The sequence below is a fragment of the Paroceanicella profunda genome (assembly GCF_005887635.2).
In the GTDB taxonomy this organism is placed as follows: Bacteria; Pseudomonadota; Alphaproteobacteria; order Rhodobacterales; family Rhodobacteraceae; genus Paroceanicella; species Paroceanicella profunda.
The window spans coordinates 2,432,260-2,449,234 of record NZ_CP040818.1 but is presented as its reverse complement, the minus strand read 5'-3'; the positions used below and the strand labels follow the sequence as shown (position 1 = coordinate 2,449,234).

Genomic DNA, 16,975 nt, shown 5'->3' with positions numbered 1-16,975 from the left:
GGCATAGCCTCTGCCGCGGATCGCCGGATTTCCCGAAAGGAGCCTCTGCATGTCGCAGCTCGACGACGTTCTCGCCCATATCGATGCCGACCAGCCCCAGGCGCTGGAGCGGCTTTTCGACCTGCTGCGCATGGAGAGCATCTCCACCGATCCGGCCTATGCCGCGGAATGCGAGAAGGCGGCGGACTGGCTGGTGGAGGACCTGAAGTCGCTCGGTTTCGAGGCCACGCGCCATGACACGCCGGGCCGGCCGATGGTCGTGGCCCATTCCGGCGGCAGCGGCAAGCACCTGCTGTTCTACGGCCATTACGACGTGCAGCCGGTGGACCCGCTGGAGCTGTGGACCCGCCCGCCCTTCGAGCCGATGATCGAGGACACCCCGCATGGCCAGGTGATCCGGGCGCGCGGCGCGTCCGACGACAAGGGCCAGCTGATGACCTTCCTGGAGGCCTGCCGGGCCTGGAAGGCGGTGACGGGCGCGCTGCCGGCGAACATCACCATCCTGTTCGAGGGCGAGGAGGAATCCGGCTCGCCCTCGCTCATCCCCTTCCTGGAGGCCCATGCGGAGGAGCTGAAGGCCGAGCTGGCGCTGGTCTGCGACACCGGCATGCTGGACCGCGACACCCCGGCCATCGCCACCCGCCTGCGCGGCATGCTGGGCGAGCAGATCACCGTGAAGGCGGCCAGCAAGGACCTGCATTCGGGCGCCTTCGGCGGCCCGGCCGCGAACCCGATCCGCGTGCTGGCGAAGATCCTCGCCGGGCTGCATGACACGGAGGGCCGGGTCACCCTGCCCGGTTTCTACGACGGCGTGGCCGACCTGCCGGCCGAGATCAAGGCGCAGTGGGACGCGCTGAACTTCGACGGCGAGGCCTTCCTCGGCGAGGTGGGGCTGAAGGTGCCGGCCGGCGAGCAGGGCTATTCCGCGCTGGAGCAGATCTGGTCGCGCCCGACGCTGGAGTTCAACGGCATCATCGGCGGCTACACCGGCGAGGGCTTCAAGACCGTGCTGCCGGCGCAGGCCTCGGCCAAGGTGTCGATGCGGCTGGTGAGCCAGCAGGACCCGATGACGCTGCGCGCCGCCCTGCGCGCTTACGTGGAGAGCTGCCTGCCCGCCGACGTGACGGTGGAGTACAAGCCGCACGGCGGCTCCATGGCCACCGAGCTTCCCACCGACACGCCGGAATTCACCGCGGCCCAGGCCGCCCTCACCGAGGAATGGGCCACCGAGGCCGTGTTCTCCGGCATGGGCGGGTCCATCCCGATCGTCGGGCATTTCCGCAAGATCCTCGGGATGAACAGCCTGATGGTGGGTTTCGGGCTGGACGATGACCAGATCCATTCGCCCAACGAGAAGTACGAGCTGCGCTCGTTCCACAAGGGCACGCGCAGCTGGGCGCGGATCCTCGAGGCGCTGGCGAAGGCCTGAGGCCTCAGCTCTTCCGCCGCCTGCGCCGTTCCGGCCGGGCGGCGGTGCGCTCCGCGCCTTCGGCCAGCACCGCGCTCATCGGGTGGTCCGGGGCCGCGGGGGCGAAGCGGGCGTGCAGCCGGCGGGTCATCTCCGCGAGGTCCGTGCCCTCGGGCATGCCCAGCGCCCAGTCGAAATAGATCGACCGGCAATCCTGCGCGGCGATGCCTTCCATGCGGTAGGACTCGGCGATGAGGCCGCGCGGGTCTTCCGGGCTGGTGTGCTTGTCGGGCATGCGGCTGCCTCCTCTCACCGAGGCGTTACATCCGCGCGCCGGCCCGCGCAAGCGCCGGCGCGGCCCTCGCGCACGGGGCGAAGGGGCCCGAGCGGGGAAAAATGCGACCCGCCGCTGATGTCGGTGTGAGAGAGGGACTACGGCGGGTCGCGCGGCGGACCGTGGCCGGAGCCGCCGCTGCCTCAGGAAGTGGGGCGGCACCGGGCTTGTTCCAAGGACCGCACGATCACAACTGATTGACGGCCGCCCGCGGAACCGATCGGCGGAACCGCGTCGCGCCTGCCGGGCGCGGGCCCTCGCCCCGATGCGCCTCGTCCCGTCCCGGCGTACCCGGCGCTCCCGGTCAGCGGCGCCCCGGCCCGGGGCCCGGAGCGCTTCTGCCGGGCCGTCCGACAGCGGCCTCGGCGCGCCCCCGACTTTTACTGCGGGGGCTCGGCACCGCTTCGCCGCCCCCTGATGCCGTGGCGGGCGGGGCGCACCGCTTCCTTCGGCTGCAGAGGCTCTGCATCCTTCCCTGTCCCTGTCCCTGTCCCTGTCCCTGTCCCTGTCCCCCTCCCTTGCCCTTGCCCTTCCCCTTCGCTCGCCACCCGATCCCGCGGCGGCCGCTTCGGCGGCCCATCCAAGCCCCCCGCGGCGCACACGGCCGGTCACTTGCCCGGGCCTCTCCGGCGGTGCGCCCACGGGACCGGTTCAGCCTGGCCAGGCTTGGCTTGGCCGCTCCCGCACAGCACAGCACAGCACAGCACAGCACAGCACAGCACAGCACAGCACAGCACAGCACAGCACAGCACAGCACAGCACAGCACAGCACAGCACAGCACAGCACAGCACAGCACAGCACAGCACAGCACAGCACAGCACAGCACAGCACAGAAAGGCCCTGCGCCTGTCAGGCGACGCTGGCAAGGCTGTCGCGGGCGGCTTCGATCAACAGCACATGCCGCTCCGCCACCTCGAGCGGGTCATGCCCGTAGCCGCCGCCGAGCACGGTGACCACCGGCAGGCCGAGGGCGCGCAGCCGCGACAGCACCATGCGGTCGCGCGCCGCCAGCCCGGCGCGGGTGAGCGAGAGCCGGCCCAGCCGGTCCTCGGCCACCGGGTCCGCACCGGCATTGTAGAACACGATCCCCGGCCGCGGCCCGGCCAGCACCCGGTCCAGCGCGGCGGAGAGCGTGTCGAGATAGGCGGCGTCGCCGGTGCCGTCGGGCAGGCCGATGTCCAGGCTGGAGCGGGCCTTCTCGCGCGGGTAGTTCGCCTCGGCATGCAGGGAGAAGGTGGTCACGTCCGGATCGCCGTCGAAGATGCGCGCGGTGCCGTCGCCCTGGTGCACGTCGAGGTCGACCACCGTGACGCGGGAGACCGCCCCCTCGTCGAGCAGTGAGCGCGCCGCCACGGCCACGTCGTTGAACACGCAGTAGCCCGCGCCGGAGAGCGGCCCGGCATGGTGCGAGCCGCCGGCCAGATTGCAGGCCAGCCCGTGCTCCAGCGCCAGCCGGGCGGCGAGCAGCGTGCCGGCGCAGGCAAGCCGGCTGCGCCGGGCGATGTGCTCCGAACTGCCCAGCCCGATGCCCAGGAGCTCCGCCCGGGTCATCCGCCCGTCGAACACCCGCTCGACATAGCCGATCTCGTGCACCCGGGCGATGCGCGAGAGGCTGGCAGGCGCCGGGGCCAGGTATCCGCCGCTCTCCGGCATCATGCCCCGGCGCACCAGGGCTGCGCGCAGGTAACCGTATTTCGACATCGGGAACCGCCGCCCCCGGCTGAGCGTGATCGTGTAATCCGGATGCCAGACCAGCGGCGGCATGCCCGGCGCACTCACCCCCCGAGCCGCCTGGCCACGATCTGCGCCGCGCTGTCGGTGAGCCGCTCCAGCCGGGTGGCGAGCCGGGCGAGGTCCGGATCGCCCGTGGCGCGGATCAGCGCCTCCACCAGCCCGGTTCCGGCGGCCTCCGGGGTGAAGGTGCCCTCCACCGACAGCCGGGCGTAGTGCTGCACGATGGTCTGCAGGTGCAGCGCCTCGGACAGCACCTCTCCCGCATCGGCCGCGATGAACCCCGCCGCCACCAGCGGCGCGATGGCCTGGCGCGGCGCGCGCACGTCGGAGAGGCGCGTGGCAAGCAGCCCGGTCTGGACCAGCAGTTCGATGTCCATCATCCCGCCGGGCCGGTGCTTGACCTCCCAGATCCGCGCCGCCTGCCCGGAATGCGCGCGGCCCAGCCGGCTGCGCATGTCGCGCGCATCGGCGAGCAGGCCCTCCGCGTCCCGCCGCGCGGTCCGCACCCGGCCGATCACCGCCGACACGTCCTCGCCCACCGGGCCCGGGCCGGAGACGATCCGCGCCCGGGTGAGGGCCATGTGCTCCCAGCTCCAGGCCTCGTGGCACTGGTACTGCCCGAAGGCGGAGAGCGAGACGGCCACCGGCCCCTGCCGCCCGGAGGGGCGCAGGCGCATGTCCACCGCGTAGAGCGTGCCCTCCGCGGTGGGAGAGGACAGCGCGGAGACGAGCGCCTGCGTGAGCCGGGCGTAATAGGCGGTGACGGCCAGCGGCCGCGGGCCGGCGGACTCGGTCTCCCCCGCCGGATCGTAGATCACGATGAGGTCCAGGTCGGAGGAGATGGTCATCTCTCCCGAGCCGAGCTTGCCCATGCCAAGGATGGCATGGCCGCGCCCGGGGGGTGGGCCGAAGCGCTCGGCGAAGGCGGCCTCCACATGCGGCAGCAGCGCGCGCAGCGAGGCCTCCGCCACACGGGTGAAGGCGGCGCCCGCCTCCTCCGCCGTGGCGATGCCGCGCAGAAGCTGCACGCCGATGCGAAAGCGCATCTCCCGGTCCCAGCGCCGGGCCGCGTCGAGCACCTGCTCGTAATCCCCGGCGCGCGAGAGCATGCCACCCAGCGCCTCCAGCAGGCTGTCGAGCGGCTTCACCGGGCCGAAGAACCCGCCCTCCAGCACCGGGTCCAGCACGCCGGGGTGGCGCGCCATCTCCCCGGCCAGCCGCGGCGAGGCGGCGAAGACCTCGCCCAGGAGGTCCAGAAGCTGGGGGTTCGCCTCCAGCAGGGAGAGAAGCTGCACCCCCGCCGGCAGGCCGGAGAGGAAGCTGTCGAACCGGGCGAAGGCCTCGTCCGGGTTCGCCGCCCGGGCCAGACGCGACACGATCTCCGGCTCGATGCGCTTGAGGATGGCGCGCGCCCGGTCCGCCCGCGTGGCCGGGATCAGCCCGGCATGCCAGCGGTCCAGCAGGCCGGTCACCATCGCCGGGCGGGCATAGCCCAGCGCCTGCAGCCCCTCCTCGTCCACCGCCGGGGCGGGCCCGGCGCCGTTGGGGGAGAAGAACGCCTCCGTGAGCCGGTCCACCTGCTCGAACCGCCGCTTCACCGAGGCGTCGAACCGGGCGAGATCCGCCTCACCGCAGAGCGCCGCCAGCCGGGCGCGCGCCGGGTCGCTGCGCGGGATCACGTGGGTCTGCGCGTCCTCCAGCATCTGGATGCGGTGCTCCAGGCTGCGATGGGCGACATAGGCCTCCGACAGCGCCTCGGCCACCTCGGACTGGATCCAGCCGCGCCGGGCCAGGGCGTGCAGGGCCGGCACCGTCTGCTCGCAGCGCAGCTCCGGGTCCCTCCCCCCGCAGATCAGCTGCCGGGTCTGCGCGAAGAACTCGATGGTGCGGATGCCGCCGCGGCCCAGCTTCACGTCATGCCCGGGCACCACGCAGGGCCCGTGCAGGCCCTTGTGGTCGCGGATGCGGCGCTGCATGTCATGCGCGTCCTCGATGGCGGCGAAATCCAGGTGCCGGCGCCAGATGAACGGGGTGATGTTGTCGAGAAACGCCTGGCCGGACACGAGATCCCCCGCGCAGGGCCGTGCCTTGATCATCGCCGCGCGCTCCCATGTGCGGCCCAGCGATTCGTAGTAGGTCTCGGCCACGCCCATGCCGATGCACACCGGCGTGACGGACGGGTCCGGCCGCAGGCGCAGGTCGGTGCGCAGCACATAGCCATGCGCGGTCTGGGCGGAGAGCGTGCGCACCATCCCCTGGGTGACCCGGACGAACCCGGCGCGGATGCCGGCATAGGCATCCGGCGGGTAGCGGCGCTCGTCGAACAGGCAGATGAGGTCGATGTCGGAGGAATAGTTCAGCTCGCGCGCGCCCATCTTGCCCATGGCCAGCACGAACATGCCGCCGTGGTCCTGCCGCGCGCTCTCCGGCAGGCGGCCGCGCTCGATGGCGGCGGCGAGGTGGTGGCGCAGCGCAGTCTGCACCGCGTAATCGGCGAAATCGGTGATCGCGCCGGTCACCTCGGACAGGCTCCACACCCCGCCCAGGTCCGCCAGCGCGGTGACGAGCGCCAGCCGGCGCTTGGCCTCGCGCAGCATCCGGTCGGGGTCCGGGCCCGGCGGCGTGGCCAGGATGTCGGCAAGGATGGCCTCGGGCGCGCGCGCCGCCAGATCGGCCAGCACCTCCGGCTGGGCGGCGATCAGCCCGGCGAGGAAGTTGCTCGACCCGGCCGTGGCCCCGGCCAGCCGGGTCAGCGGCTCCGGCAGCCCCCCGGGCAGGCCGGCCAGGATATCGGCCGCACGCTCCGGATCGGCGGCAAGCGGAAATCGGGTGATGCGGGCGGCGAGCGGCTGCATCTCACCGCCCCTCGAAGCGCGGCGGCCGGCCCTCGTGCAGGGCAACCAGCGCCTCCGCGTGGTCGCGGCTGCGCAGGGCGGCGCCCTGCTCGGACGCCTCCAGCGCCAGCTGGGCTTCCAGCGCCCGGGCATGGCCGGCCCGCAGGCTGTGCTTGATGGCGGCATAGGCGCGGGTGGGCCCGGCCGCCAGCGCCGCGGCGCGCTGTGCCACATGGGTGGCGAACCGGGCGCGCGGCACCGCCTCCCAGATCAGCCCCCATTCTGCGGCCTGCGCGCCGCGCACCGGCTCGGCGAAGAGGGCCGCGCCCATGGCCCGGGGCAGGCCGGCGGCCTGCGGCAGCCAGTAGCTCGCCCCCGCATCGACCGAGAGCCCCAGCCGGGCCTGCGCGAAGCTCAGCAGCGCGTCATCCGCGGCGATCACCACATCCGCGGCCAGCGCGAGGCTGGCCCCCGCGCCCGCCGCCGTGCCGTTCACCGCGGCGATGGTCGGCACCGGGCACTCCGCCAGCGTGGTGACAAGGGGCGCGTATTCCTCGATCAGCGCGCGCTCATGGTCCAGGTCGGCGGCGGTGCGGCGCAGGCCCAGGTCCTGCCCGGCACAGAAATCCTCCCCCGCGCCGGTGAGCACGACCACCCGCGCCTCCGCCCCGGCGCGGCGCAGGGCATGCAGCAGGTCGCTGCGCATCCGGGCGTTCAGCGCATTGCGCGCCCCGGGGCGGTCCAGCGTCAGCCAGGCGACGCCGCCGCGCAGCTCGAAGCCCAGCGTGTCATAGCTCATCGCTCGTGTAGGAGCGCGTCCAGCCGGTGGCGCTCCTCCTCCGTCAGGGTTTCCACACCCGCGCCCGGGCGGCGCATCCCGCGGCGCTGGCGCGCGATGAACAGTGCCGCGATCCCGCCCCCGACCAGAAGCAGCGCCGGGCCGGCCAGCCACAGCGCCCAGGTGGAGCCGCCGAAGCGCGGGCGCAGCAGCACGAAATCGCCGTAGCGGTCCACGATATAGTCCACCACCTGCGCGTCCGTGTCGCCCTGCGCCAGGCGCTCGCGCACCAGGATGCGCAGGTCGTGCGCGATGTCGGCGTTCGATTCGTCGATGCTCTCGTTGCGGCAGACCGGGCAGCGCAACCCCTCGGAGATCTGCCGCGCCCGCGCCTCCAGCGCCGGATCGGCCAGCATCTCCGACGGCTGGACCGCGAGCACAGGCCCGGCCAGCGCCATGAACAGCAGCACCAGGAGCGCGCGCATCCGCCCTACTCCGCCGGAACCGCGGAGGCGGCCGGCCGGCGCACGGCGGCGCCCACCCGGTAGCGCCGGTCCGACAGGCTCAGCGCCCCGCCCAGCGCCATCACCAGCGCGCCGAGCCAGATCCAGTTCGCGAAGGGCTTCACGTAGCTGCGCACCGCCCAGCCGCCGGCCTGCTGAGGGTCGCCCAGAACCACGTAGAGGTCGCGGGTGAAGCCCATGTCGATGGCCGCCTCGGTGGTGGGCATCTGCTGCACCGGGTAGAAGCGCTTCTCCGCGCAGAGCGTGGCCACCCGGCGGCCGCCCTGGTCCACGTGGAAGCGGCCGAGATCGGTGGAGAAGTTGCGCGCGCCCTCCTCGCCGAACAGCCCGGCGAGGCCGAGCAACCCGTGCTCCGCGGTGCAGCCCGCCACATGGAAATCGGCGCCCAGCGGCAGGGGCGTCACGCTGTCGAGGGTGATGGTGTAGCCGGAAAGCTCGAAGCTCTCCCCCGCGCGCAGCACCCGCACATCCTCCGTCTGCCAGGCGGAGACGGCGGCGACGCCGAGGAAGGTGAGCCCGAGCCCGGCATGGGCCACCGACTTGCCCCATTCGGCGCGCGGCAGGTTCACCAGCCGGCGCAGCATCTCGGCCGGCCCGGCGCGCCCGGCGCGGGCGCGGGTGGCGAGATCGGTGAGCGCGCCCAGCACCAGCCACGCGGCGAGCCCCAGACCGATCGGCGCCAGCAGGCTGCGCCCGCTCTGCATCGCCCAGACCAGCCCGGCCACGGCCAGCGCCAGCACCAGCGCGGGCAGCAGCGGCCGCACCACCCGGCCCGTCTGCGCGCGCTTCCACGGCAGCATCGCGCCCACCGGAAGCACCAGCGCCAGCAGCACCATGAAGGGCGTGAAGGCACTGTCGAAGAACGGCGGCCCGACGGAGACCTTCTCCCCGTTCACGAACTCCACCATCAGCGGCCAGATGGTGCCCAGGAACACCACGAAACAGGCAACCACCAGCAGCAGGTTGTTCACCACCAGTCCGGATTCCCGGCTCACCAGCCCGAACACGCCCTTGGCCGCCAGCCGCTGCGCCCGCCAGGCGAACAGGGTGAACGACCCGCCGATGGCGATGGCGAGGATGCCGAGGATGAACACGCCGCGCGTGGGGTCGTTCGCGAAGGCATGCACGGAGGTGATCACCCCCGAGCGCACGATGAACGTGCCGATGAGCGAGAAGGAGAAGGCGAGGATGGCGAGCAGGATGGTCCAGCTCTTCAGGCTCTCGCGCTTCTCCACCACGATGGCGGAATGCAGCAGCGCCGCGGCCACCAGCCAGGGCATGAAGGAGGCGTTCTCCACCGGGTCCCAGAACCACCAGCCGCCCCAGCCGAGCTCGTAATAGGCCCAGTAGGAGCCGAGCGCGATGCCGATGGTGAGCGCGATCCAGGCCGCGAGGGTCCAGGGCCGCACCCAGCGCGCCCAGGCCGCGTCCACCCGCCCCTCGATCAGCGCAGCCACCGCGAAGGAGAAGGCCATCGAGAGTCCCACATAGCCCAGGTAGAGGAAGGGCGGGTGGAAGGCGAGGCCGGGGTCCTGCAGCAGCGGGTTGAGGTCATTCCCGTCGACCGGCGGGTTGGCGAGACGCTCGAACGGGTTCGAGGTGAACAGGATGAAGGCGAAGAAGGCCACGCCGATCAGCGCCTGCACGGAGAGCACCCGCGCGCGCAGCCCCGGCGGCAGATTGCCGCCGCGCCAGGCCACCAGCGCGCCGAACAGCGTGAGGATGAGCACCCAGAGCAGCATGGAGCCCTCATGGTTGCCCCATGTGCCGGTCACCTTGTAGAGCATGGGCTTGAGCGAATGGCTGTGCGCCGCCACCAGCCGGACGGAGAAATCCGACACCACGAAGGCATGGACCAGCGCGGCGAAGCTCAGCGCCGTCAGCAGGAACTGCAGGTGCGCGGCCGGCACGCCAAGGCGCATCCAGTCGCTCCAGCCCTTCGAGGCCCCCACCATCGGCACCACGGCCTGCACGACAGCCACGAGGAAGGCGAGGATGAGGGCGAAATGACCAAGCTCGGCGATCACGGGTGGGGACTCCTCAGTCTGTTCCGGCCATGGCTAGCATGTCGGGCAGGTGTGGGGAAAGGGTAAGCGGCGGCGGGGTCACGGGTTCGTGGGCGGGGTCAGCACTATCCATCACTCGATGCCGGTCCTATTCCGATGCCACCAGCCTAGGATTGCGCTCCACCTCCTCCACCAAGCCGAAAGGCAGCAAACTTCCCGACCGCATCATCAGGAGGATCTCGTCCCGGGGGGCCCCACCTTGCGTTCCACCTCCCAAGCTCCTTACAGAGAAGCGGTACAGCGCCAGAACTCCCTGATCGACTTGCGTAAGGGTGGTAGCCGGAATGATGTCCTCCGCGAGACACCTTTGCATTGCTTCGCAGTGTACCTGCAGCGCAGCACAATCCGCGAGCAGCATCCGCAATTCCGAGACTGGTTCGACCACTCTCCCCGCCCGTAAGGTTTTGTCCGTTAGGTTTCGAATCCGGGAGCTCACCAAGGTTGCCAATCTCACAAGCGTCATAGCCTGGGGGAACAGTCCTGTTTCGAGTTGCGATGCAAATGACGGCAAGCTCGAAATCACGCGATCCGGAAGGCCATCCATCGTGGGCGCCTTCTTCAGCGTGAAGTTCGCTTGAGAATAGAGCTCACCCTCAGTGTAGAACTGGTACAGGATGGCGCCACTGCTCAACGTCCAGATATTAAGATCTTCGACGATTGGTATCAGCGCAGCGCGCGCCGCACGTTCTGAAGCCCTTCTTCTCTCACGCTCTGCGCCCTCGGCCTGCGAGATTTGCCTTCTCAGAAGCCGCACGGTCCATGCCGCCGCAAGAAATGCCAAAACTCCAGCGATCAGCGTCTGCCACTTGAAGATGAACGTGTCCTCGGCAATCACCCACGAACAAACGACAATCCACCAGTCTTGCACTTTCACACACTCCCCACCCTTCGGGACTCGGGCAATCTAGCATGCGAGCCGAAAAACGCCCCTCCGACATTCGGAGGGGCGCGGCGTCAGGCCGTCCGGGCGAGGTATTCGGCCAGCGGCGGGTTGGTGGCGGCCACTTCGGCCGTGACGGGGGCCGAGGCGGCGGGTTCGGGGGCGGCGGCCGGGGGCTCCGGGGTGGCCTCCTGCGCCGCCATGTGCGGCTCGGCGAGCGGAGACACCCGGATGGGGGTGTCGGGGGCTTTCGGCTCGGGCCGGGGCGCGGGCGTGCGCTCCGGCGTGAAGGCCGGCTCCTCGATCGGCCGGGGGGCCAGGGCGCGCAGACGGTCGACCTCGGCGAGGGTGCGGGCGACATCTGCCGGGGCGGCCGAGACCCGGCGGTTCTCGCGCAGGTAATGCAGCTCGCGCGCGCCGAAGTAGAAGGACACCACCGCCCCCAGCAGCCACCACAGCGGCTCAGGGATGAGCTGAAGCCCCTGCATGCGCACGGAAAACCCCAGCGGGTCCGCCATCGCGTAGACGAAGAGCGCGAGGCAGCCCAGCGCCAGTGCCGGGCGCGGCAGCCGGTTGAGCCCGTCCACCAGCCCGGCGAACCGGCCCTGCGGCTGGGCGCGGAACTCGGCGCCGAACTGCTCCAGCGCCCCGGTGAATTCGCCGGATTGCCGGGCCGCCTCGGCCTCCGAATTCACCCGGAACACCTCCGAGACGTCCTTCACCCCGGAGGCGATCTGGCGGATGCCGCCGCCGAAGAGCCAGCTCATCATGCCCATGCCGCAACCCTCGCGCGATGCTCGGCCTCGGTGAGGCGGAAGCGGGGGGAGATGAACTCCTCGGCGCGGGTGATCCAGCCGCCCTTGCCGCCGTCGCGCCGGGTGGCGTACTTGCGGCTGGTGGGACGGCGGTCGGCCAGCGCGTAGTACCAGCTGCGCCGGGCCACGCCGTAGGCATCCACGAGCAGGCCACCCATCGCGGCCTCCGCGCGGGCGGCGGCGGCGGCGGTGCGCGGGCCGGCCGCCCCGTCCACGTCCAGCGGGCCGAAGCCGGCCGCGTTCAGCAGCTCCTGCAGCAGGCGCACCGCGGCGCCGCCGGCATTCACCTGCATGTCGAAGACGGCCGGCTGGAGGGCGCGCGGCAGACGGCCGAGGCCGGGCCGCTCGAAATACTCCGCCACGAAGATCTCCACCGCGCCGTCGAGCGGCAGCGCGCGGACGTCCGCCGCGTCCACGTCGCCGTCGCCGTCGAGATCGCGGCCGAGGGCGCGCAGGGTGTGGAGGGTCACGCCGTGGTTGGTGGCGCCGCCCGGATCGTCGGGATCGTTCACGAACCCGCCCTCACGCGCAACGATGTCCCGCGCAATATCGCGTACTGATTGCATGAAATGTCTCCGCTGATGAACCGGAGACCCGCGGCGCAGGCGCGGCGGGGCTCCGGGCCGGGAGACTAGCGCAACGGGATTTACATTCCGCTAACCGGTTCCATGCCCTCATGGTCCACGCCCTGCTGCTTCAGCGCGTCGACCACTTCGCGGGGCATGTAGCTCTCGTCATGCTTGGCGAGAACGCTGTCGGCCATGAACACGCCGTCGACCAGGTGGCCGGAGGCGATGGCCATCTCGCCCTCCTTGAACAGGTCGGGCAGCACCTGGGAGAAGCGCACCGGCACGGAGGAGACGTTGTCACGAATGTTGAAACGGGTGTCCAGGCCCTCGCCCCGCTTCAGGCTGCCTTCCTCCACGATCCCGCCGAGGCGGAAGCGGACGGTGGGGCCCGGCTGCTGTTCGGCGATCTGGTAGGGGGCGCGGAAGAACTCGATGCCATCCTGCATCGCGTAGCCGACCATGCCGGCAGCACTGACCATCAGCACCAGCCCGATGATGATCAGGCGGATCCGTTGTTTCTTGCGCAATCCGGCCAAATCACTCTCCCGCTACGGCAGGGCCATCCTCGCGCGACACCTCGAGACTGGCATTCACTTCGGCCCCGAAGATGAACACGATGCCTGTGAGGTAAAGAAACAACATCGTGATGATCACACCGGCCAGGGTCCCGTAGGTCACGGTGTAACTCGGGGCATAGTCGAGATAGGCGGAAAAGGCCAGCGCGCCGACTAGCCACAGCGCCGCACTCACCAGCACGCCAGGCCAGAGCCGCCGCGGCCGGGTGGAGGAGGTCGCCAGCCGCCGGTGCAGCACCATGAGGAAGAACAGCAGCACCACCACGCCCACGACATAGCGCACCACGCTCACCACGCCGGGAATGCTGGTGTCCAGGCTGCTCTCCACCAGCCGGATCAGCAACGGCCCGGCCACGATCGCCAGCCCCAGCACCACGAAGGTGAGCGTGCCCAGCAGCACCACCGAGATCGCCACCATCCGCCGCATCACATAGCTGCGCGGGGTGCGCACCTCATAGGCCCGGTCGAGCGAGATGCGAAACGCCTCCACCCCGTTCGACGCGGTCCAGATCGCGATCAGCGCCGAGATCGTCACCACCCCGCGGGAGGAGCGCGACACCACCTCGTTCACCACCGGCGCAAGGGTCTGCGCCACGTGGCTGGGCAGCATCTCGAACAGGAAATCCACCGCCTCCACGCTCTGCGCCGGGCCGATCAGCACACCGGCCAGCGACACGCAGAAGATCAGGAACGGGAACATCGCCAGCAGCACCGAATAGGCGACATAGCCCGCCACCACGTCGCCCTCATGGCGCAGGAAGCGCGCGCCGGCGCGCGCCAGAACCCGCACGGGCACCGGCATCCGCCCGAGGAGGCCGGCGCTGACGCCGGGAACCGCCCGGGGGGTGCCCGGCTTCGTCTGCCCTGTCGGTCCGCTTTCGATGTCGCCACCTCCGGAAGTGCCATCGCGGGGCGAGCCCTTCGCCCACCCGTCCCGCGACCATGGCCGCACGCTACCCAAGCGCTCTAGAACAGCTGTGGCACCCGATCAATTCTTCAACAGGCTTTTCTGCGGCTGGCGGCCAATTCGAAGTCGAAACCGTTGCCGAGATCGCGCAGTGGCTCCGGCGACAGCCGGTAGGTCTCCTCACGCAGGTAGGCCATCAGCGCCGCCGGGTCCGAGCCGCGCGCGGCAATCTCGGCGGGCGGCAGCGGCGCGCCGACCACCATGCGCACCGGCGCGCCCACCCGCACCCGGAACTCCTTGATCAGCAGCGCGAGCCGCAATGTCTGGTGCAGATGACTGGCGATCTGGAACAGGCGCGAGTTCTGCCCGTCGAAGTAGAGCGGCACCACGCTGGCGCCGCTGCGCGCGATCATCCGGGCGGTGAAGCTGCGCCATCGCGGGTCCATCGGCCGGCCGAAGGGGCGGCGCGCGGTCGAAACCGTGCCGCCCGGAAAGATCGCGATGCAGCCCCCCTGCCCCAGATAGTCGAGGGCGGTGCGCCGCGTGGCGATGTTCAGCCGCTGCGCCTCCGGCGTGGGGTCGAAGGAGATCGGCAGGATCACCCGGTCCAGCTCCCGCGCCTTGCGGAACACCGAATTCGCGATGATGCGGAAATCGCCCCGGGTGCGCGCCAGCAGCCAGCCGGTCATCAGCCCGTCGAGGATGCCGTAGGGGTGGTTGGAGATCACCACCACCGGGCCTTCCGCGGGAATGTTGGCGAGACTGCCGCCCACGATGTCCGGCGTGAGGCGGTAGCGCTCCACCAGCAGGTCCCAGAAGCCGCCGCCCCCGGCCAGCGCGGCCTCGTAATCCCCCGCCATGCGCAGCAGGGCCAGCCGGCCGGTGAGGTTTTCCACCGAGCGGATCAGCGCCCGCCCGGCCAGGGTCTGCGCCGATGAGGCATAGGAGATCTCGCGGGCCAGGCTGTCGATGCGGGTCGGCTGCAAGGCATCCTCCTGTGAGGGGCGAGCACGGGCGCCCGGGCACGTCCGCCGCCCGGACCAGCCGCTTCACGAACCCGTCCCGATTGGCACAGATTTGTGTAACTTTTGTCTAAACGGCGGGGGTTGCCGGCGCCACGGACGGGCGGACATGAAAAAACCGCGCGCCCCGGGGGCGCGCGGTCCGATGTCTCGCGAGGCTGAGGATCAGCGCTTCGAGAACTGGAACGACCGGCGGGCTTTCCGCTTGCCGTATTTCTTGCGCTCGACCACGCGGCTGTCGCGGGTGAGGAAGCCGGCGGCCTTCAGGGCCGGGCGCAGGCTCGGCTCGTACAGGGTCAGCGCCTTGGAGATGCCGTGCTTGACCGCGCCGGCCTGGCCGGAGAGACCGCCGCCCTTCACGGTGCACATCACGTCGAACTGGCCGGCCACGTTGGCCACGGTGAAGGCCTGGCCGATCACCATCTGCAGCACCGGGCGGGCGAAGTACTCGTTCATCGCCTTGCCGTTCACCACGACCTTGCCGGAACCCGGCTTCACCCAGACACGGGCGATCGCGTTCTTGCGCTTGCCGGTGGCATAGGAGCGGCCGAGATTGTCACGGACCGGCTGGGCAGGGGCGCGGACCTCGGTCACCGGGGCGTCGGCCACGGCGGTTTTCAGATCCTCAAGCGTTTTGATATCGTCAGCCATGATCACGCGCTCCGGGTGTTTTTGCTGTTCATCGACTTCACGTCGAGCACTTCGGGGCTCTGCGCCTCGTGGGGGTGGACGGCAGCCGCGTAGACCCGCAGGTTGGTCAGCTGCTGGCGGCTCAGCGGGCCGCCGGGCATCATGCGCTGCACGGCCTTGGTCAGCACGCGCTCGGGGAAACGGCCCTCGAGGATCTGGTTCGCGGTGCGCGACTTGATGCCGCCGGGGTAGCCGGTGTGCCAGTAGTAGGTCTTGTCGGCACGCTTGTTGCCGGTCATCTGCACCTTGTCGGCATTGATGACGATGACGTTGTCGCCGTCATCCATGTGCGGGGTGTAGGTGGGCTTGTGCTTGCCACGGAGACGGTTGGCGATGATCGAGGCCAGACGCCCGAGAACGACGCCCTCGGCGTCGATCACGATCCACTTCTTCTCGATCTCGCCCGCTTTGGCGGAATAGGTTTTCATGTCGCTTCGTCCATTCTGCGGCGGCGGACCGCCCGGAAAATTCGTGCGATGGACGAGAAAGCCTCCGGCCCATCGGATGGAGGCCTTCTAAACTCTCTGGCGCGCGAGTCAATATCGCGAACTCTCGGAAATCCTTTATAGATCAAGGGGTTGAAAAATAGGTATCTGAATACCCCACTTTTCGGCCCCTCAATCGAGATATCTGAGCGCCTCATTGCGGGCAAAGCGCTTCAACTCGGCTCCCGGGCCGGCCATGAACGCCCGCACCCGCGCCGGATCATGCTTGGAGAGCGTGCGCAGCCAGACGGACAGGGCGCCCTGGATGATGCCGTTGCGGTCCACCGGCACGGCGGCCTCCGCCCAGCCCAGAACCCGCTCGCGCGCGGCGCGCTCCGCCTCGGTGGGATGGGTGAGCTTGGCCCAGGGCAGCGTGAAGGTGAACACCGCGCGCCGCACCCACAGGCCCGGGCTCAGCGCCCAGTCCTGCACGGTGTCGAGCCGCGCGGGATCGGCCACCAGCCGCCGCGCCCCGGCATCGGCCACCACGTCCGACAGCGCCTGGCAGTCGAGCTGCGGCACCCAGCGGCAGATCTCCTCCCAGACTGGTGCGTCCGGGCGGATCCGCGCCTGGGTGAGCAGGCGCGCCGCCGCCACGCGGGCCTCGTGGATGTCGCTGTCCCAGAGCTCGGCCGCCAGCGCGACCCGCTCCTCCACACTGCCGCCCTCGCGCCAGCCCTTCGCCAGTTCGGTGATCGCCGCGACACGCACGCCGAGATACGCCCGCCCCACCTTGTGGGTCGCCGCCGCCTCCGCGGCACTCTGTGCGTCTCCGAGCGCGGTCAGCGCCGAGAGCGCTGACGCGCCGTCGATCATGTAGCGGACTTGGGCAGCATGGCGATGGTCATCGTCCGGTTGCCGGAGAGGTGCTTCACCCCCATCAGCTTGCCGTTCTCGACCCAGTACTCGCGCTCGATCCCGTCCGCGTAGAAGCGCAGGCGGTTGTCCTCGCCCAGCTTGCCGACGCGGGCGAAGGCGGTGCCGTCATGCCCGCCGCCGGGGCCGTGCGTGTCCATCAACGCCACCTTGCCGTCCTCGTCGATCTTCATCACGTAGAGATCGTGGCACCAGGTGTTGTTGTTCCAGCCCGCCTTGCCCCAGACACCGCTGAACGCCTTCCAGGCGTCCGGAAGGTCCTTGGGCGGCTTGGAGATCTTGGTGCTGTCAAAGACAACCACCGTCCTGCATTCAGGATCCATCGGCGCTGCGGCCACCGGCTGCGGCGCGGGGGGCTTCGTGTCCCCGCATGCCGTCAGCAGGCCCAGCGCGACAAGGCCTATTACCCACTTCATCCTCGACTCCTCGACGCTTTCCTTGGTCGGATCGCATTTTCTTGTGAGCACCGAAGGCCGG

At 70.5% G+C, this 16,975-nt stretch carries 17 protein-coding genes; 1 reads left to right on the top strand and 16 read right to left on the bottom strand.

The genetic code is table 11. From position 1 onward, the window contains the following. Positions 1-49: 49 nt before the first annotated feature. The gene (locus tag FDP22_RS10950; RefSeq protein WP_138572893.1) at positions 50-1,429 is read left to right on the top strand and encodes a dipeptidase; all 1,380 of its coding nucleotides are present in this window, start codon (positions 50-52) and stop codon (positions 1,427-1,429) included. Positions 1,430-1,433: 4 nt separating this feature from the next. Here FDP22_RS10950 and FDP22_RS10945 read toward each other — a convergent pair whose 3' ends face one another. The 16 genes from FDP22_RS10945 to FDP22_RS10860 all read right to left on the bottom strand — a co-directional run bounded on the left by FDP22_RS10945 (position 1,434) and on the right by FDP22_RS10860 (position 16,914). Beyond that, positions 1,434-1,703: a hypothetical protein gene (locus tag FDP22_RS10945; RefSeq protein WP_138572891.1), complete on the bottom strand. Its 270-nt coding sequence runs from the start codon at positions 1,701-1,703 to the stop codon at positions 1,434-1,436. Positions 1,704-2,592: 889 nt separating this feature from the next. Beyond that, entirely contained in the window at positions 2,593-3,507 is a 915-nt protein-coding gene (locus FDP22_RS10930; protein ID WP_138572887.1) for a histone deacetylase family protein, read from the bottom strand. Positions 3,508-3,518: 11 nt separating this feature from the next. Then, entirely contained in the window at positions 3,519-6,332 is a 2,814-nt protein-coding gene (locus tag FDP22_RS10925; RefSeq protein WP_138572885.1) for a bifunctional [glutamine synthetase] adenylyltransferase/[glutamine synthetase]-adenylyl-L-tyrosine phosphorylase, read from the bottom strand. Position 6,333: 1 nt separating this feature from the next. Then, complete coding sequence (locus FDP22_RS10920; RefSeq protein ID WP_138572883.1) at positions 6,334-7,110, bottom strand: enoyl-CoA hydratase-related protein; 777 nt, start codon at positions 7,108-7,110, stop codon at positions 6,334-6,336. Next, complete coding sequence (locus tag FDP22_RS10915; RefSeq protein WP_138572881.1) at positions 7,107-7,574, bottom strand: cytochrome c-type biogenesis protein; 468 nt, start codon at positions 7,572-7,574, stop codon at positions 7,107-7,109. Before FDP22_RS10915 ends, FDP22_RS10920 begins: the two co-directional genes overlap by 4 nt. Before the next feature lie 5 nt (positions 7,575-7,579). Next, on the bottom strand, positions 7,580-9,640 hold the full coding sequence (locus FDP22_RS10910; RefSeq protein WP_138572879.1) for a heme lyase CcmF/NrfE family subunit: 2,061 nt from the start codon (positions 9,638-9,640) through the stop codon (positions 7,580-7,582). 127 nt (positions 9,641-9,767) lie between these two features. Beyond that, positions 9,768-10,547, bottom strand: coding sequence for a hypothetical protein (locus FDP22_RS10905; RefSeq protein ID WP_138572877.1), 780 nt, complete (start codon positions 10,545-10,547; stop codon positions 9,768-9,770). 86 nt (positions 10,548-10,633) lie between these two features. Beyond that, positions 10,634-11,335, bottom strand: coding sequence for a holin family protein (locus FDP22_RS24705; protein WP_205910774.1), 702 nt, complete (start codon positions 11,333-11,335; stop codon positions 10,634-10,636). Beyond that, entirely contained in the window at positions 11,326-11,940 is a 615-nt protein-coding gene (locus FDP22_RS10895) for a holin-associated N-acetylmuramidase (protein ID WP_138572875.1), read from the bottom strand. Before FDP22_RS10895 ends, FDP22_RS24705 begins: the two co-directional genes overlap by 10 nt. 80 nt (positions 11,941-12,020) lie before the next feature. Beyond that, positions 12,021-12,479, bottom strand: coding sequence for a cytochrome c maturation protein CcmE (gene ccmE, locus FDP22_RS10890; protein ID WP_138572873.1), 459 nt, complete (start codon positions 12,477-12,479; stop codon positions 12,021-12,023). 1 nt (position 12,480) lies between these two features. Continuing rightward, entirely contained in the window at positions 12,481-13,308 is an 828-nt protein-coding gene (locus FDP22_RS10885) for a YihY/virulence factor BrkB family protein (RefSeq protein WP_170317660.1), read from the bottom strand. Between the two features lie 206 nt (positions 13,309-13,514). Further along, a complete protein-coding gene (locus FDP22_RS10880; protein WP_138572869.1) occupies positions 13,515-14,411 on the bottom strand; it encodes a lysophospholipid acyltransferase family protein in 897 nt (298 codons plus the stop codon). 201 nt (positions 14,412-14,612) lie between these two features. Then, the gene (gene rpsI / locus FDP22_RS10875) at positions 14,613-15,098 is read right to left on the bottom strand and encodes a 30S ribosomal protein S9 (RefSeq protein WP_138572867.1); all 486 of its coding nucleotides are present in this window, start codon (positions 15,096-15,098) and stop codon (positions 14,613-14,615) included. 2 nt (positions 15,099-15,100) lie between these two features. Then, a complete protein-coding gene (gene rplM, locus FDP22_RS10870; protein WP_138572865.1) occupies positions 15,101-15,565 on the bottom strand; it encodes a 50S ribosomal protein L13 in 465 nt (154 codons plus the stop codon). A gap of 189 nt (positions 15,566-15,754) precedes the next feature. Beyond that, positions 15,755-16,438, bottom strand: a complete 684-nt coding sequence (locus FDP22_RS10865) for a DNA alkylation repair protein (RefSeq protein WP_138572863.1) — start codon at positions 16,436-16,438, stop codon at positions 15,755-15,757. Beyond that, positions 16,435-16,914: a hypothetical protein gene (locus FDP22_RS10860; RefSeq protein ID WP_138572861.1), complete on the bottom strand. Its 480-nt coding sequence runs from the start codon at positions 16,912-16,914 to the stop codon at positions 16,435-16,437. Before FDP22_RS10860 ends, FDP22_RS10865 begins: the two co-directional genes overlap by 4 nt. Between the last annotated feature and the right edge of the window lie 61 nt (positions 16,915-16,975).

Bases quoted from the DNA above. Each gene is read 5' to 3' on its own strand.
- FDP22_RS10950 (WP_138572893.1), top strand. From the start codon at position 50: ATGTCGCAGCTCGACGACGTTCTCGCCCATATCGATGCCGACCAGCCC.
- FDP22_RS10945 (WP_138572891.1), bottom strand. From the start codon at position 1,703: ATGCCCGACAAGCACACCAGCCCGGAAGACCCGCGCGGCCTCATCGCC.
- FDP22_RS10930 (WP_138572887.1), bottom strand. From the start codon at position 3,507: ATGCCGCCGCTGGTCTGGCATCCGGATTACACGATCACGCTCAGCCGG.
- FDP22_RS10925 (WP_138572885.1), bottom strand. From the start codon at position 6,332: ATGCAGCCGCTCGCCGCCCGCATCACCCGATTTCCGCTTGCCGCCGAT.
- FDP22_RS10920 (WP_138572883.1), bottom strand. From the start codon at position 7,110: ATGAGCTATGACACGCTGGGCTTCGAGCTGCGCGGCGGCGTCGCCTGG.
- FDP22_RS10915 (WP_138572881.1), bottom strand. From the start codon at position 7,574: ATGCGCGCGCTCCTGGTGCTGCTGTTCATGGCGCTGGCCGGGCCTGTG.
- FDP22_RS24705 (WP_205910774.1), bottom strand. From the start codon at position 11,335: ATGGGCATGATGAGCTGGCTCTTCGGCGGCGGCATCCGCCAGATCGCC.
- FDP22_RS10895 (WP_138572875.1), bottom strand. From the start codon at position 11,940: ATGCAATCAGTACGCGATATTGCGCGGGACATCGTTGCGCGTGAGGGC.
- rpsI (WP_138572867.1), bottom strand. From the start codon at position 15,098: ATGGCTGACGATATCAAAACGCTTGAGGATCTGAAAACCGCCGTGGCC.
- rplM (WP_138572865.1), bottom strand. From the start codon at position 15,565: ATGAAAACCTATTCCGCCAAAGCGGGCGAGATCGAGAAGAAGTGGATC.
- FDP22_RS10865 (WP_138572863.1), bottom strand. From the start codon at position 16,438: ATGATCGACGGCGCGTCAGCGCTCTCGGCGCTGACCGCGCTCGGAGAC.
- FDP22_RS10860 (WP_138572861.1), bottom strand. From the start codon at position 16,914: ATGAAGTGGGTAATAGGCCTTGTCGCGCTGGGCCTGCTGACGGCATGC.